This is a genomic window from Paenibacillus sp. 05T425 (assembly GCF_056396205.1).
On the sequence record NZ_JBFTLA010000004.1, the window covers coordinates 448,713 to 465,416 of the forward strand.

Annotated in this window: 11 protein-coding genes, 1 pseudogene and 1 riboswitch; of the genes and pseudogenes, 10 read left to right on the top strand and 2 right to left on the bottom strand. The window is 51.6% G+C overall.

Annotation, left to right across the window (positions count from 1 at the left end):
- From AC1DF0_RS11105 to AC1DF0_RS11115, 3 genes are all read left to right on the top strand, one after another.
- Positions 1-996, top strand: a complete 996-nt coding sequence (locus tag AC1DF0_RS11105) for an alpha-E domain-containing protein (RefSeq protein ID WP_442050343.1) — start codon at positions 1-3, stop codon at positions 994-996.
- A complete protein-coding gene (locus AC1DF0_RS11110) occupies positions 993-1,883 on the top strand; it encodes a transglutaminase family protein (protein ID WP_442050344.1) in 891 nt (296 codons plus the stop codon). The genes AC1DF0_RS11105 and AC1DF0_RS11110 overlap by 4 nt, the downstream gene beginning before the upstream one ends.
- A gap of 140 nt (positions 1,884-2,023) precedes the next feature.
- Entirely contained in the window at positions 2,024-2,539 is a 516-nt protein-coding gene (locus AC1DF0_RS11115) for a YhcN/YlaJ family sporulation lipoprotein (RefSeq protein WP_442050345.1), read from the top strand.
- 59 nt (positions 2,540-2,598) lie between these two features.
- On the opposite strand, the pseudogene AC1DF0_RS11120 reads toward AC1DF0_RS11115, so the two are convergent.
- Positions 2,599-3,540 (bottom strand): annotated as a pseudogene (locus tag AC1DF0_RS11120) (NAD-dependent epimerase/dehydratase family protein).
- Between the two features lie 177 nt (positions 3,541-3,717).
- Between AC1DF0_RS11120 and AC1DF0_RS11125 the strand changes: the two are divergent.
- On the top strand, positions 3,718-6,807 hold the full coding sequence (locus AC1DF0_RS11125; RefSeq protein WP_477573943.1) for a response regulator: 3,090 nt from the start codon (positions 3,718-3,720) through the stop codon (positions 6,805-6,807).
- Between the two features lie 55 nt (positions 6,808-6,862).
- On the opposite strand, the gene AC1DF0_RS11130 is transcribed toward AC1DF0_RS11125, so the two are convergent.
- Positions 6,863-8,197, bottom strand: coding sequence for an APC family permease (locus AC1DF0_RS11130; protein ID WP_477573944.1), 1,335 nt, complete (start codon positions 8,195-8,197; stop codon positions 6,863-6,865).
- Between the two features lie 267 nt (positions 8,198-8,464).
- Positions 8,465-8,571, top strand: a riboswitch (guanidine-I (ykkC/yxkD leader).
- 75 nt (positions 8,572-8,646) lie between these two features.
- Between AC1DF0_RS11130 and AC1DF0_RS11135 the strand changes: the two genes are divergently transcribed.
- From AC1DF0_RS11135 to AC1DF0_RS11160, 6 genes are all read left to right on the top strand, one after another.
- Complete coding sequence (locus AC1DF0_RS11135; protein WP_477573945.1) at positions 8,647-9,369, top strand: urea amidolyase associated protein UAAP1; 723 nt, start codon at positions 8,647-8,649, stop codon at positions 9,367-9,369.
- Between the two features lies 1 nt (position 9,370).
- Positions 9,371-10,054 (top strand): urea amidolyase associated protein UAAP2, encoded by a 684-nt coding sequence (locus tag AC1DF0_RS11140; protein ID WP_477573946.1) that lies wholly within the window; start codon positions 9,371-9,373, stop codon positions 10,052-10,054.
- Positions 10,047-13,661, top strand: coding sequence for an urea carboxylase (gene uca, locus AC1DF0_RS11145; RefSeq protein WP_477573947.1), 3,615 nt, complete (start codon positions 10,047-10,049; stop codon positions 13,659-13,661). The genes AC1DF0_RS11140 and uca overlap by 8 nt, the downstream gene beginning before the upstream one ends.
- Positions 13,658-15,415, top strand: coding sequence for an allophanate hydrolase (gene atzF, locus AC1DF0_RS11150; protein WP_477573948.1), 1,758 nt, complete (start codon positions 13,658-13,660; stop codon positions 15,413-15,415). The genes uca and atzF overlap by 4 nt, the downstream gene beginning before the upstream one ends.
- Before the next feature lie 155 nt (positions 15,416-15,570).
- Positions 15,571-16,002: a hypothetical protein gene (locus AC1DF0_RS11155; RefSeq protein ID WP_442050353.1), complete on the top strand. Its 432-nt coding sequence runs from the start codon at positions 15,571-15,573 to the stop codon at positions 16,000-16,002.
- A gap of 34 nt (positions 16,003-16,036) precedes the next feature.
- Positions 16,037-16,702 carry an HAD family hydrolase gene (locus AC1DF0_RS11160; RefSeq protein WP_477573949.1) on the top strand — a complete coding sequence of 222 codons (666 nt, stop codon included), beginning with the start codon at positions 16,037-16,039 and terminating at the stop codon, positions 16,700-16,702.
- The last annotated feature ends 2 nt before the right edge of the window (positions 16,703-16,704 follow it).

Consider the following 16,704-nt stretch of genomic DNA (forward strand, 5'->3'; position numbering starts at 1 on the left):
ATGCTGAATCGGAATGCGGAGGCTTTGTTTTGGATCGGGAGATATATGGAGCGGGCGGAGAACCATGCAAGATTAATCGATGTGCATTATCATCTGCAGGTTGAGGATGAGTATGCTGTTGACGCAGAGGAGTCGGGCGGCGGAGCTGCCGAGCCTGTGTCGAAGTGGGCAAGAATCGTTGATGCGTTAGGAAGCCGGGAAGCTTACGAGCAGCAGTATGGCTCCTATAGTGAACGAGATGTTCTCTACTATACGACTCTCGATCGCGATAATGCGAACTCGCTCGTGTCCTGTGTCAGTCATGCACGCGGCAATCTGCGGACGCTTCGCGAGAAAGTACCTAGCGAGATGTGGGATGCAACGAACGGATTCTATCTATGGCTAAGAGAGAAGCAGCCAGATGATTTGCTGCGCGAATCCCCGCATCTGTTCTTCGGCAAGATAAAGGAGTGGACGGCTCTATTCCAAGGCGTAGGACAGTCGGTCATGCCGCGCGAGAACGAATGGCATTTCATCGAATGCGGCCGTTATCTTGAGCGTGCGGAGAATACGCTTCGCATTATTAAGGCAGTCGGAAATGCGGCAAGCGGTGATGGGTGGAATGTGTCAACTGCTTACCCTTATTTGCAGGCAGTGCTCCGTTCGGTGAGCGGCTACCAGGCTTTCCGCCGCTATTATGCGGATGGAATCACAGTAGAATCGATTGTTGAATTCGTCATATTGAACCAAGTATTCCCGCGCTCTGTTCATTTTGCTTTCCATACGCTCGACGATCATATGCGCCGAATCGAGCTGCAGGATAAGCAGCTGCGCAGCGCTCATGAGCGGGTCATCCGTCAGGTTGGCAAGGTGAAAGCTGATCTCGCTTGCCTTGAGCATGACGATATGGCGATTGACCGCGGAGGAATGATCGTGACGCATTTGCTTGACTCCTGCCAGCAGCTGGGCGGCTTGTTTGCCAAAACCTTTTTTCGAATGGGGGAAGCAAGCGCATGAAGCTGAATATCTCACATGTTACGCAATACGAATATGCCGATCCGGTTACGGACAGTGTCAATGAAATTAGGCTGACGCCGAGTACGAATGAACGACAATCCTGCTATCAGCAGCAAATTTCGATCGAGCCGAACGCCTCGTTGTTCACATTCGAGGATTATTTCGGCAATCGCGTTCACGCCTTTTCGGTTAACGGACCGCATAGACGACTGACGATAAGGACCTTGATGACGGTCGTGACGAAGCAAGCGCCGACTGCAGAGGAACGGGCTCTATACCTCAGCAAGCGACCGCCTGGGCAAGCTTGGGAATGGCTGCGAACCGAGGAAGCGGCTAATCGCTTCACCGAGTTTCTGCTGCATACGGAATACACGTCGAACACGGAAGAAGTGGAGCGGTTCGCATCTGCGCTTATCCCATCCGAAGACGGCCAAATCATTAGTGTACTGGACTGGCTTACCGCGTTATCCTCGCAGATTCGGACGGAGTTCATCTATGATCCCGAAGCGACGAACGTTAAGACGAAAACAAGCGATATGTTCGAGCACAAGCGCGGCGTATGCCAAGACTTCGCGCATCTGATGATAGCTTGCAGCAGAGCGCTAGGCGTACCGGCGCGTTATGTCAGCGGCTATCACTTCGTAGGTGATCTGCAGGGCGGAAGCGCGGACTTCGAGCAAGCGTCGCATGCATGGGTCGAGGCGTTCGTGCCGGGCCTTGGCTGGTGCAGCTTCGATCCGACGAATACGGACCCTGTCGGCGAGCGGTATGTGAAGCTTGGCCATGGCCGCGATTACAAGGATATTGTGCCTGTGAAAGGTGTCTACCGGGGGACCGGGGAGCAGTTGCTGCAGGTGACGGTTGACGTGCGCAAGATGGAAGATTGACGAACTTATCTAAATAGCGGATTGGAAGAACAGTTGCGAGGCCGAATGGAGGCTGAGTAGCTGTTTTTTTGTTTTTCCTATGAATAAATAGCCGCCTGCGGCAAATGTTATAAACAGGAAAATAGGAGGTGAACAATAGGATGAAACGTTGGAAAGTGATCTTGATATCTGTGTTCGTGCTGTCGCTTGGTCTTTCGCTTGTTAGCTGCGCCACTGCTAACAAGGTTAAGCAGCAGGCGCAGGAAGGCGCGCATCGCTTGGAAGTGCAGATGACGAACGATGATCATCGCAACTTGCCCGGCAAGAAGATGAATATGAACGATGCGTCTGCAAAAGCTTCCCAGCTGGCGGAACGCGCACAGCTTGTGAATGGCGTGAAGTCGGCGAATGTTCAGCTGTACGGCGATGATGCATTGGTAGGCATCGAGGTCGAGAACGCGGGCAAGCGCGGCATTATTGAGAAGCAGGTGTATTCGGCGCTAAGAATTCAATATCCGGCTTATCGTCTGCACGTCACATCCGATCAAAGCTTGAGAGACCGAATAAAGGTGCAAAAAGCTGGAGCGGCGTCTAACGATAGCGGGATGAGGTCGATGTCGAGCGATATGTCGGCTTTGATTAAAGAGATTGACAAGAGTTTTCACAGTCGAAAATAAAATGAAAAATAACCATGAGCACGGCTCTCGAAGCTGCATTCATGGTTTTTTTCATTTGTCTAGCCTTGCTTGGAAACCCAGCTTTGTACGACGTTTGGCACACCGTCTAGCGCCGTTGGGTAACGATAGGTGAAGCCAAGCTCCTTCAGCTTACGATTCGTAAAGTAGGTGTGAGCTGTTGCGTATTCGGTCAGAACCGGCCCTAATATGAGCTTACATAACCATCGTGGAATGGAGCGAACCTTGCCTGAGAGCTGCAGTTCCTTCTCGATCAGCTTCATGAACGCATTCGAAGTTAGGGGCTCGTTGTCGCAGAGGATGTATCGATCGCCTATCTTGCCGTGCTCGCACAAGAACAAGCAAGCGCGGGCGGTATCTTCGACATGGATAGGCGAGAAATACGGTTCGTAGCCCTTCAAGGAATATACGGGTTTCTTGTTGTAGATCGGTTCGATGAACAGCTGGGGCATCCAGGAATCGGGTCCGTAGATTTGGGCAGGAAAAGCTGTCGTTATAGGCATCCCTTTCTGAATATAGCGATCCAATACGTTAACGGAGTTCGCGATATAAGGGCCCCAGCCTTTCGGCTCGCTAGTAAAGTCGGCATCTCTTGGACGCTCGGCGCCGGTATCTCCGTAATAGCTTGTTCCTGCTATGTATACGATATTTTTGATTGTATGTACATCGATGTGGTCAAGGAGGCGAAGCGTCATGTCGTAGTGGCCTTTGGCGAATTGTTCTGCGATTTTGGTGGTTACCTTCTTCCCTCAGGTTGGGGGCGAGGCTAGATGAATGACATACTCGCATTCGGCGAGCTTCTGCTGCCATGGACCGTCTTCCATCAAATCGCCTACGACAGCTTCGAGGCCTCGAGCTCTTAGCGCATCTGCCTTCTGCGAGGAGCGGGTCAATACGACAGCTTGAAGCTTTGTGTCGATAATTTCTTGGACCAGTGCGGTACCGACATAGCCGGTACCGCCGGTGATGAATATTTTGGACATCACAATACCTCTTTCGGATGAGTGGGATAAGGGAAATCATTTTCATGAATACGCTGTTATTATATCATTTCATTTATATTTATGGGTATTTCTGGTTGAAATAAATCGTTGCTTGCCTCATCTAGTCGTGACTTTTATTGGATGCTATAATCGGTTTACGTAAGAAGGAGGAATAGTGTGAAAGTATCATTAAGAAGCCAATCAACGAAGATTTTATTAGTAATCATTCTATTGCTTACTTGCACGATAGGGGTAACCTATTACCAAATGATGGAGATGAAACGAACGATTCATGTGGTAAAGTCGAACTGGATGCCGAGTATTGAACAACTATCGCATTTGAATAGTTCGTTCATGCGTGTCAGGGTGGTTCTTGTGAAAATTCTCCTTGCGGACGATGAGGCGGAAATTCAAAAATATATTGATGTCTATAACGATACGAAAACGAGTTTTGAGAACAGCTTCGACGATTATGAGGCCTTCCTCATATCTGACGAGGAACGAAATATGTATTTGGAAATGAAAAAGATTTCGATTGAATATTTCCTGAACGGTCAGTTTCTGATAGATACCGTACTGATAGGAGATCATTCAACAGGTATTGATATGTTGGAAACAATGACGCCTATCGGCCAACGCGGCGAAGAGGTGTGGGAAAAGTGGATCAAATTCAATCTTGAAGGAACGCAGAGAGATGTAGACCGTTCGGCTATTCAGCAAAAATGGGCTCAAAGGATGGGTTTGATATTCGGTGCGTTGGCTATCCTAATCGGCATTGCTTTGGCGAAGCAGACGAGCTCGGTACGCCGTAAGGGTGAGCAGAAGCTTAGTCTGGAGAAGGCGAAGGCGCGAACTTATCTGGATCTGGTCGATATTATGATCGTTGTACTCGATCGTGAAGGGCGAATCGAGTTGTTAAACCGGAAAGGCAGTCAACTGACCGGTTATGAGGATCTTGAGGTTATCGGTCGGAAGTGGATTGATACCTGTGTTCCCGAAAGATTTTTCGAAGAGCGCACGGAAATTTTCCGAGAAATCGTGGAGGATAGACCGCGTAAGGAATACTACGAGGCGCTTATAGTGACAAAGAGTGGCTCTGAGCGGCTTATCGGTTGGACGTTTAATGTTGTTCGTAACGAGGCTGGCCTCGTGAGCAGCATTATATTGGCGGGCAACGATATTACCGAGCGGAAAAATGCGGAGCAGGCACTGCTCGACTATAAGCAAAGCTTGGAGCATCTCGTTGAGGATCGCACGCGTGAGCTAGAGAACAATAATACGATGCTGGAGGAAGCGACGCGAGTAGCTGAATCGGCAAATCGGGCGAAGAGCGAGTTTCTGGCGAATATGAGTCATGAGATTCGAACGCCAATGAACGCGATTATCGGATTCAACTATTTGTTGCAGAAGACAAGCCTCACAGAGCAGCAGAAAGATTATGTAGATAAGACGGTGCTTTCCGCGAAAAATTTGCTGACCATCATTAGCGATATATTGGATTTCTCGAAAATCGAAGCGAAAAAAATCGTATTAGAGCGAATCGACTTCGACCTGTACGAAATCATGAGCAATATTTCCAATACGATCGGCTTATCGGTATATGAAAAGGGGTTAAAGCTTCATTTCACGATTCATCATGAAGTGCCGCAAATGCTCACCGGAGATCCGTTCCGACTCAATCAGGTGCTGCTCAATCTAGTGAACAACGCGCTTAAGTTCACCGAGCAAGGGGAAATCATGTTCGGGATAGAGGTCGTATCGGCCGACGAGAACGGAGTTGTGCTTCGATTCACGGTTAGAGATACGGGGATCGGTATGACGGAAGAACAGCAGCAGTTGCTATTCCGCGAATTCACACAGGCTGATATGTCTACGACTCGCAAATACGGCGGCACGGGACTTGGTCTAGTTATTAGCAAAAGTTTAGTAGAATTGATGAATGGTGAAATTGGAGTTGAAAGTGAGTTCGGCAAAGGAAGCTGCTTCTCGTTCACTGCACAATTCGGCAAAGGCTCCTTCGATTCGCTGAGCGAGCACGAGCCTGTGGCACCGCACCTGAAGTTTCTGCGCGTGCTGCTCGTATGCGATGATCTCGAGATGAGGCTTATTTTGACGAGCCAGCTTGAGCAATTCCAATTCATCGTAAGCGCAGCAGAATCTGCCGCAGACGCCGAAGCGATCATTCGCAGCAGCGGCCGATATGACTTGGTTATCGTCGACTGGAAGCTGAAGGATGAAGCTGCGGCGCATTTTGCGGAGAAAATTAAGCTTGAATATGGCACGCCAATCCAGGTTATTGTCCTTATAAGCGCCTACCATGAATCTCAGCTGCAGGTAGATTCGAATTCGCCATCGGTGAAGAAAGTGCTGTATTACCCGATCAGCCAGTCCCAGCTTTATAACGAAATCGTCGAGCTGTTCCAGAAGCAGATGATTGGGAAACATGCCGTCGATTCCAGATTCAACGAGACAGAAAAGTTTACGAATCTGCGAAATGCGCGAGTGCTGCTTGTCGAGGACAATGAGATTAATCAACAGGTGGCGCAGGCGATGCTGCAGGAGCTTGGCGTTGTAGTCGATGTCGCTGAGAATGGCTACGAAGCGTTGCAACGAACGAGCGTAAAGCGATATGATGCTATATTAATGGACTTGCAGATGCCGATAATGGATGGCTTCGAAACGGCTAGCAAGTTCAGAGCGCGCGACCAACATACGCCGATTATTGCGATTACGGCTGATGCGATGCAGGGTGTCAAGGAGCAGGTGCTGACAGCGGGAATGAATGCCTATATTTCCAAGCCGTTCGAGCCCGTACAGTTATTCAGCGTTCTTCAGAGAACGCTTCAGAGTCATAACGGGGAAGTACGCGAAGGGCATTTACAGGCTGCTGCCGCTTCCAGCGTGAACGAGTCGGGAGCTGAGAACGGCTTGAACGTGGAAGCTGCCGTGAAGCGTCTTGCGAACAATAAGCAGCTTTATAAGCAAATATTGAACATGTTCGTCACAGATCATGCTAATGCGATGGTCGAGATCCGGGAGGCTTTGCGGGTTGGCGACGTCCAAAAAGCAATCTTCTGCATCCACACCTTGAAGGGGGTAGCCTCTAACATCGGTGCGGTTGCTTTGAGTGAAACGAGCGCAGAGCTGCAATATGTTTTGCAGAATAAGTCGGTTACGCAGTTGGATGAGCTTCTCCTGCTTATGGAAGAGCAGATCGAAACGGTGAAGCAGGAGATCGAACGTTTCATTCGAAACAATCCGATATAAATAGCGATAAACAGAAACAACCGACGAGTGATAGAACTCGTCGGTTGTTTCTGTTTCACATAACGTTCTCTAGGTCGGCAATGGCGATAGTCTTATCTGGTTTCTTAAACCGTTTGGCTGCGTAATAGACGAGTCCGAGAGCGAGCCAGCTAGACCCAAGCAGCAGTGAAGCGGAGTCTAGCAGTGTGATGAGATAGAAGACAAAAGCCGCGCCGATTAACGGGAACAGCAGCCGAAGAACGATGTCTCTTGCCCCCCTTTGTTTGCCTCTGACGATGTAATGGAAGATGACGGACAAGTTAACGAACAGGAACGCGGTTAAAGCGCCGAAGCTGACGAATTTGATCGCAATTTCCAGGCTAATGACTAACGAGCCGAGCGTAATGATGCTGACAAGAATGATGTTGAATACAGGTGTGCGGTATTTCGGATGAACGGCGCCGAAGCTGCCTTTCGGAAGCAAAGACGTTCTGCCCATAACGAAAAGTAAGCGGGATACGGTCGTCATCGAGGACATCCCTTGAGAGAGAATGGAGAAGATGATGACGAAAGTGAAGATAGCTGCGAGCGCGCTGCCGCCTATTGCCCCCATAAGCTCGAAGCCAGCCGCGTCTACATTGCTGAACGAGAAGTTCGGGTACATTTGTTGAATCAGGTAGGCGGTTGCGAAATACATGATGCCAGCGGCTATGACGATGATCATAATAGCACGCGGTATCGTTTTCTTAGGGTCCTTCGTCTCCTCGGCCATCGTCGTAATGGAATCGAATCCGAGGAAGGAGAAGCATACAAGAGAGGCGCCGGCAAGCAAGGTGGAGAGGGAAACGCCATTGTTTGCCGGAAGCGGATTGAAGCCTGCGGTAATGCCGTTTTTCATTGCTTGATAGACGAGCAACGCGCAGAAGCCGGCGATGAACACCGCTTGAAGAGCTACGAACACTTTATTGACATTGGCCGACGTCTTAATGCCGATGATGTTGATAACCATCACGACGAAGGTCAGTAGAATGATCCAAATGAAGGTTGGAACGGAAGGGAATTGTGCGTTTAGATTAATGCCGAACATGAGTGCCGCGATAATACAGGAGAATAAATAATCGAGCAAGATGGCCCACCCGACGACAAATCCCAAGAAAGGACTCATCGACTTCGCTACGTACGTGTACGCCGAACCGGATACGGGGAATGCCTTCGCCATTTGGCCGTAACTGGCAGCGGTGAACAGGATAGCGATGAACGCAAGCACGTATGCGCCTAGCAGCATGCCTCCCGAGCCTTCATGCAGGACACCGAAGCTGGTGAAGAAAATCATCGGCGACATCCAGGCTAGTCCCATCGTGACCACGTGGGATAAAGATAAGTTCCGTTTTAACTCTGCGGGTTGTTGCATCGGTTTCATCCTCCTTTAACTACAAGCCAATCCATACTTTTTTGTTTGCGTCATGTTTCCTCACATTGTTGCAGGTAATTTTCAAAAAAACAAGAGGCTAAATTCCGAACATTTGGATGCAGATATTCCGAAAAGTACGTTAAAATCCTTATGTACCAACGGTTTGAGCCTCATTTTGAGAGGAGTAAAAATATTTTTTTCAAAAAAGCGATTGCCACGCCGAAAATCTCATGTTAGAATACGTAACATAAGATTTGAAATTGCATATGGAAAGTTTTCTAGGGTTCCGAATCGCTTCTGCGATTGCCTGGTCCGAGAGAAGACGCATCGATCTTCAGTATCGATGTACACGGCGGGAAAAAAGCCCGGGAGAATAAATCAAAAGAGTTTCTTTTGATATTCTCCTGGGCTTTTTTCCTTTTTTTCATCCAACGATAGGGGGAAATAACATGACAGCAATCTTTACGGCAAATATTGAGGCAGGCGGCAAATGGTCCGCTTATGTAAGCAAGGGCAAGTCCATTTCAATAACGGCAGCGGGTGATAGGGCGAATCTAGCTTGTCTACTGTTCCATGCGCAGCATCCGTCCGAACGATATAACATGCCAGATACACTAAAGGCACAACACACGGCGCTATTGACTGCAGGCCATGTGCTCATGAGCGACCAAGGAAAGGTGCTTGCTTCGATAACGGAAGACACGGTCGGCTGGCATGATACTTTGTCCGGCTATACGACACGAGAGAGCATAGATGCAAAGTACGGTGTGACGAGTTACCAAAGCGAGAGAAACGATTGGCTGCGGAACGCCGAGCAAAACTTGAAGGTGGAGCTGTTCCGGCATAACTTGACGGCTAGAGATTTCACAACGCCGATTAATTTCTTCTCGAAGATCGTTTGCGAGCTAGACGGCACGATGAGATACGAAGAGCAAGCGACAGCCGGGCGATCAGTGACGCTAAGAACAGAGATGGATCTGCTCGTCGTGTTGTCCAATACGCCGAATCCGATGGACCCTGGCAGCCAGTATCCGGATACAGCGGTGGAGCTAGTCATCACGGGTGCAGCGCCGATTGGCGAAAATGATCTTTGCTTGAATCACTGCGGAGAGAACAGACGCGCTTTCGAAAATACTTGGAACGCTTACGCGTTGATGAGAGGGGCTAACTAATATGAGCACAAGCATAAGCACGAGCAATCACTTAATTGGCAGTGGGCTGAACCTGGTTCATGCGATATATGAGACGACAATTCCTGCAGGCGAAGGCTGGATGTACGATCTGCTTGAAGGTCAAGTGCTCCGTATCGTCGATGTGGAAGGCAACCAAGCAGTCGATACGCTGTTTTATTCGACGGAAGATCCGGCTGACCGCTATAGCGCGATTCGTACCGTGACGAAGCAGCAAAATCTGTACCTGACCACTGGCTCGGTCCTCGTTGCTGAATCGGGTCGCGAGCTGCTTAAGATAACGGCTGATACATGCGGGCGGCATGACACAATCGGGGGAGCTTGCTCGGCGCAAAGCAACACGGTTCGTTACTCGCACGAGACACTTCCGATGCACAACTGCCGCGATACGTTCATGCTCATGCTGTCAGGACGAAGTGAGTATACAAAGCAGGATCTTGCGCCGAACGTGAACTTTTTCATGAACGTGCCTGTAACGCCGGAAGGCAAGCTGACTTTCGCTGATGGGGTGTCCGGTCCAGGAAGATATGTTGAGCTTACAGCGCTCGCACCGGTAACCGTATTGATCAGCAACTGCCCGCAGCTCAATAACCCATGTAACGCCTACAATCCAACACCGGCACAAGTCATCATATGGGATGCAGAAGGAGGCGAAGGCCATGTTTAAGAAAGTACTCATTGCCAATCGCGGCGCTATCGCCGTTCGGATTATCCGCACGCTGCGGAGTCTTGGTATCGAATCCGTAGCCGTGTACACAACAGCTGACCGTGACAGCTTGCATGTCGAGCAAGCGGATGAGGCGGTATTGATCGGTGAAGGACCTGCGAAGGAAAGTTACGTAAATGCCGAGCTTATCTTGAAGACGGCAATGGAGACCGGAGCGGATGCGATTCATCCCGGTTATGGTTTCTTGAGCGAAAACGCGTCGTTCGCCAGAGCTTGTGCCGAACGAGGCATTACATTCATCGGCCCTGCGCCTATGCATATTGAGCTGTTCGGACTTAAGCATACCGCCCGTTCCATTGCTCAAAAAGCCGGCGTACCGATGCTGCCAGGCACGGAGCTCATAACTACCCTTGAGGAGGCAGTAGAGAGTGCGGCGGTTATCGGCTACCCGGTCATGCTGAAAAGTACGGCGGGCGGCGGCGGTATCGGCATGCGGATATGCGGCGATGAGACGTCGCTGCGCGAGGCATTCGACTCGGTTACGCGCCTAGCGCTTGCTAACTTTAATGACGGCGGCGTGTTTCTAGAGAAATATATTGCCCGCGCTCGTCACGTCGAGGTGCAAATCTTCGGGAATGGGTTTGGCGAGGCGGTTGCGCTTGGCGAACGGGATTGCTCGGTACAACGCCGCAACCAGAAGATAATAGAAGAGACGCCTGCGCCGCTGCTTCCGGCTGCGATTCGCAGCGATATGCAAGCAAGCGCGCAGCAGCTTGCGCTGGCTGCCGGGTATCGCAGTGCCGGCACCGTCGAATATTTGTATGATCCGGAGGAGGAGCGGTATTACTTCCTCGAAGTGAATACCCGCTTGCAGGTTGAGCATGGCGTAACCGAGGAAGTGTTCGGCGTCGATCTTGTGGAGTGGATGGTGAAGGAAGCGGCAGGCAATCTTACGAATCTATCGGGGCTTATCGATCAGCCCAAAGGGCATAGCTTGCAGGTTCGGCTCTACGCAGAGGATTGTATGCGTGACTTCCGTCCGAGCGACGGGATGATTGATCAAGTGATTTGGCCGCAAGGTGCGCGTATAGAGACGTGGGTTCAGAAAGGTGTTAACGTAACGACGCTGTACGATCCGATGCTTGCGAAGATTATCGTTCACGCCGAAACGCGTGAGGGCGCAATCAACAGCATGCTGGCGGCGCTAAAGGAATTGCGCGTATACGGACTAACGACGAACCAGTCATATATCGAAGCTTTCCTGGATACAGCTCCATTCCGGGATGGGCATGTGTATACGAATATGCTGCGAGCATTCAGCCCAAGCGAGCATGCGATCGAGGTGCTCGACGGCGGCGTGCAGACGACGGTGCAGGATTATCCAGGCCGCGTCGGCTACTGGGACATCGGCGTTCCGCCGTCCGGTCCGATGGATCGACTCTCATTCCGCATCGGCAATCGTCTGCTAGGCAACGAAGAGCAGGCGGCAGGTCTTGAAATGACTCTTCGCGGCGGCTCCTATCAATTCCGCAACGCGATGACATTCTGTCTGACAGGCGCGGATATGGGAGCGACGCTGAACGATGCTGCTGTTCCGTTGTATACGCCGGTGAAGGCGGAAGCGGGATCGATCCTTACGTTAGGCGAAGCGGCGGCGGGCATGCGATCGTACTTGCTCGTTGCAGGCGGCTTCGATATGGCGATGACGCTTGGCAGCGCGGCAACGTTCACGCTTGGCGGCTTTGGCGGCCATTCCGGCAATGCGGTTCGTCCGGGTGCCGTACTTAGAGTGCGCCAAGGGGCAGCAGCTAAGCCGCTTCCGGCACTCGCTGCAAGCTCGCGCCCAGCGTTTGGCAAGGAATGGATGATCGGCGTGATACCGGGTCCGCATTGCACCGAAGAATATTTGCTTCCTGCTTACTTGGAGCAATTAACGGAGACGGCATGGGAGGTCCATTTCAACAGCTCAAGAACGGGCGTCCGCTTAATCGGACCTGCGCCGCTATGGGCTCGCGAAGACGGCGGCGACGCTGGGCTTCATCCGTCGAACATTCATGATAATGCCTACGCGGTAGGAGCACTCGACTTAACTGGCGATATGCCGATACTGCTAGGACCAGACGGTCCTAGTCTTGGCGGCTTCGTCTGTCCGGTAACGACTGCATCCGCAGAGCTATGGAAGATCGGCCAGCTGCACCCAGGCGATACGGTTCGATTCGTGCTTATTACGGTCGAGGAAGCCGAGCAGCTTCGCTTCGAGCAAGAACAATATTTGAATGAGCTTGCCAGCAGCCCCGCATTGCCGGCTTTACCGGCGCAATCGAGCGGCGACTATATGCCGCTTATCGCCTATGAAGAGGAAGGACGCCGTTTCCCGGTAGCTGTTCGCTGCTCCGGCGACGAGAATTTGCTTATCGAATATGGCGACCGTGAATTGGATCTGTTGTATCGTTTCCAAGTGTATGTTCTGATGCAAGCGATAAAGGACAGCGGAGCTATTCCGTTCGTTGAGCTGACGCCAGGTATCCGTTCGTTGCAAATTCACCTCGATCCATCCCGCATGACGGTGAAGGAAGCGGCAGCTATCGTACTGCAGCTTGATCTTAGCCTGCCGGCACTGGATTCGATCGAAGTGCCTTCACGCATCGTGAAGCTGCCGTTATCTTGGGATGATCCGGCGACGCAGCTTGCGATTGAGCGTTATCAGCAAAATGTCCGCCCCGACGCGCCTTGGTGCCCGAGCAACCTCGAATTCATCCGCCGGATGAACGGTCTTGGCTCGCTTGAGGAAGTGGCTGAGGTTGTATTCAACGCCTCGTATCTTGTAATGGGCCTCGGCGATGTTTACTTGGGTGCGCCGGTTGCCGTTCCGCTCGATCCGCGTCATCGACTCGTAACGACGAAGTATAATCCTGCCCGTACATGGACGCCTGAAAATGCGGTCGGCATCGGAGGCGCATACTTGTGCGTCTACGGCATGGAAGGTCCTGGCGGCTATCAGTTCGTCGGACGTACGGTGCAAATGTGGAATAAGCATCGCTCGACCGCCAACTTCGAGCAAGGCAAGCCGTGGCTGCTTCGTTTCTTCGATCAAATTCAGTTCTATCCGGTATCGAAGGAGGAGCTGCTGCAGATGAGGGAAGATTTCCCGCGCGGGGAGTTCGTCGTCCAGGTGGAGGAGTCGACGTTCAAGCTTGGCGATTATCTCGCTTGGCTGGATACGATTCAAGAAGGCTCGACGGAGTTCCGTCATAAGCAGCAATCCGCTTTCCAGCAGGAGCGTGCTTATTGGAAGGAACTCGGAATCGCCGAGCATGTATCCGAACCGGATACCGCCGCTTCGAGCGAGCGAGAAGCTTTGCCTGAGGGCAGCAAGGGCATTAATTGCTTAATGTCCGGCAGCGTATGGAAAGTGATTGTAGAGCCGGGTCAGACGGTACGCAAAGGCGACGTTATTTTAATAGAAGAAAGTATGAAAATGGAGTTCCCGCAATGTGCTCCTTCGGACGGCGTTATCGCATCGATCTTCGTGAAATCGGGTGACCAAGTACGCGCAGGCGATTGCATTGCCGCAATCTATCCGCAAGAGGAGGCTGTTCTCGTATGACGATAGAAGCGGTCCCATTTGAGCTAACGATAGACGCGCTGCAGCAAGGATACAGACGGAACTACTTTACGCCGGAGGAAGTAATCGAAGCGATTATCCGGCGCTGCGAACGAGACAAAGCGATGAATATTTGGATTACGCCGCCATCGATGGAGCTTATTGCGCCATATATCGAGAAGCTTAAGCAGCTTGATCCGGCAACAAGTCCGCTATGGGGAGTGCCGTTCGCGGTGAAGGACAACATCGACGCAGCGGGATGGCCGACAACGGCAGGTTGCAAGGCGTATGCCTATACGCCGTCGGAGCATGCAGCTGTGGTGGAGCGGCTGATCGCCGCGGGAGCGATCCCGGTAGGGAAAGCGAACCTCGACCAGTTCGCGACAGGGCTCGTCGGGACGCGCAGTCCATACGGTGACACGCATAATGCGCTGCGGCCGGAGCTGATCAGCGGCGGCTCGAGCTCCGGCTCGGCCGTATCGGTAGCGCGCGGGCAGGCCGCCTTCGCGCTCGGCACGGACACGGCCGGCTCGGGACGTGTGCCGGCCGCACTTAACAGGCTTGTCGGCTACAAGCCTGCAGTAGGGGCATGGCCGACACACGGTGTCGTGCCGGCATGCCGAAGCATCGATTGCGTGACCGTGTTCACACGCAATCTCGCTGACGCGGAGGCGGTAGACGCCGCCGTCCGCGGCAAGCTTGCGAGCGATCCGTATTCCGCGGATCGCCCGCTTACGCGCTCGTCGCAGCCGAAGACATGGCTGCTGCCGCAAGAGCCGCTTGCTTTCTACGGGCCATACGCTGCTGAGTACGAGCAAGCGTGGCAGCGTGCCAAGCAAGCGATCATGCAATCGGGCGTCGCCGTGCAGCAAGTCGACGTATCGCTGTTGCAAGAGGCAGCCGCGCTGCTCTATGAAGGGCCTCTCGTTGCAGAGCGATGGTCCGACCTGAGCGAATTCGTAGAAGGTCATCCGGGCGAGACGTTGCCGGTGACCGAGAAGATCCTTCGTTCCGGCGCGAAGCAAGGCTTCGATGCAGCTTCGTTATTCCGCGCTCAGCACCGATTGCAAGAAATCAAGGCGCTGACGCGTCAGCAGCTTCGGGAGGATGTGCTTGTTCTGCCGACTTGCGGCGGCACATGGACGCGTGAACAGGTGAACGCCGATCCAATAAGCACGAATAGCCAAATGGGCTTGTACACGAATCATTGCAATCTGCTTGATCTTAGCGCGATTGCTATACCAGCCGGCGATGCTGCGCAGCAGTTGCCTTTTGGCATCACCTTGTTCAGCTTGCCGGAGGAAGAAGCCAACCTGGCGGCGGCAGCAGCGCGATTCATGCATCATCAAGAGCGGATCACGGTAGCCGTATGCGGACTTCATATGCGCGGGTTCGCGCTTGAACCGCAAATGACCGGGCTCGGCGCCATATTCATGAAGGAGGCGGCAACCGCCGCGAAGTATGAGCTCTACAAGCTGCCGACTATACCGGTTAAACCGGGACTCGTACGCGTGGAGGAAGGCAGCAGCGGCGCGTCGATAGCGGTTGAGCTATGGTCGATGTCACTGGCTTCGTTCGGCCTATTCACTGCCGCGATCCCATCCCCGCTTGGCATCGGCAAAGTTGAACTGAGCGACGGCTCAGTCGTATCGGGTTTCCTATGCGAAGCATATGCAGCACAAGCGGCAGGAGCAGTGAACGTCACGGCAGCAGGCGGCTGGCGGGCGGCAATGTCGGATAAGGTGTATCAAATGTAATTGCATAAAAACGTAGCTTCATGCAAGGAGAGCCAACAGAGTGGACAACGACTCCGAAGGCTCTTCTTTCTGTTTCAATAAATAGGAAAATGATATAATAGGAAGCAGATTAAGGTTATCCACTTTTATTTGAAGAAGGGGGCGTAACGGAACTTGTGAAAACAAGAGTCGCTATTGTTACAGCAGTAATCTTTTTGGTCGTTGCCTTTTTATTCGGTATCCAATTCATTACGACACCAGAACAGGAATCGTTAGCGCATGAGCAAGTAGCTATCGAGCAGCTGGACCCGCAATTTCAAAGCGCGATCAAGCAGCTAGCAGAACCAAATGTCTATTTCATTGAAAAAGATTCTTCTATTATATTGTTCTCCAACTTAAGCAAGTCCGGCATGTATACGTATCCGCTAGCCGATATTAAGCTATCAGGCGAGAAGCTCATCGTTACGATTACTTCTCACGGCAATCCCGACGAGCATACGAGTAAAGAAGGCTTATTTGTGAAGCTTGCTCTTGAGCAATTGCCGGATGATATCGAAGTAACCTTTTTGGATCAACAAGTATCTGATTATGAGGTCATTAAGCTTTAAAGCTGAAGCCTTAAGCGAACTGGAGATGAAGCGCTTGCGCACTCAAGCGGTTGTGTTTGACTTATTCGAAACGTTGGTTACCGAGTTTGATAACGGCAAGCGGACATCAAAACGCAATTATAATTATACGGAGCTTCTAGGGATCTCTAACGAGCAGTTTAAGAAAGAGTGGGGCAGCAGGCAGCTTCGAAGAATGACGGGCGAGCTCCCTCATTACCATTCGGTAATAGAAGATATGATGAAGCAATACGAGCTGGAATACGACAAAAAAGTCGTTGATGATTTGTATGAGGAACGGGTCAAGGAGAAGAAGATCCCTTTTGAATATATTCGTCCTGATCTTGTGGAGGTATTGGAGCAGCTGCGGGCTAACGGCATCAAGCTTGGACTGATCAGCAACTGTACGGAAGAGGAGATCCACTACTGGCGTTCGAGCAGATTGGCCGCATACTTCGACGACGTTATTTTCTCCTACGAGGTTGGTCTGGCGAAGCCGGATGAGAGAATCTATCGGTTAAGCAGCGAACGGCTGGAGGTAAAGGCGGAATATACGATTTTCGTCGGCGATGGCGGGTCGAGCGAACTGGAGGGCGCGAGCAAGGCGGGCATGCAGCCGCTTCATGCTTATTGGTTCAACACCTATATTAAGAGCGAGTATGAGAAGCTGCATATGCCAAAAGATTTGTTAACGAGGCTGTGATT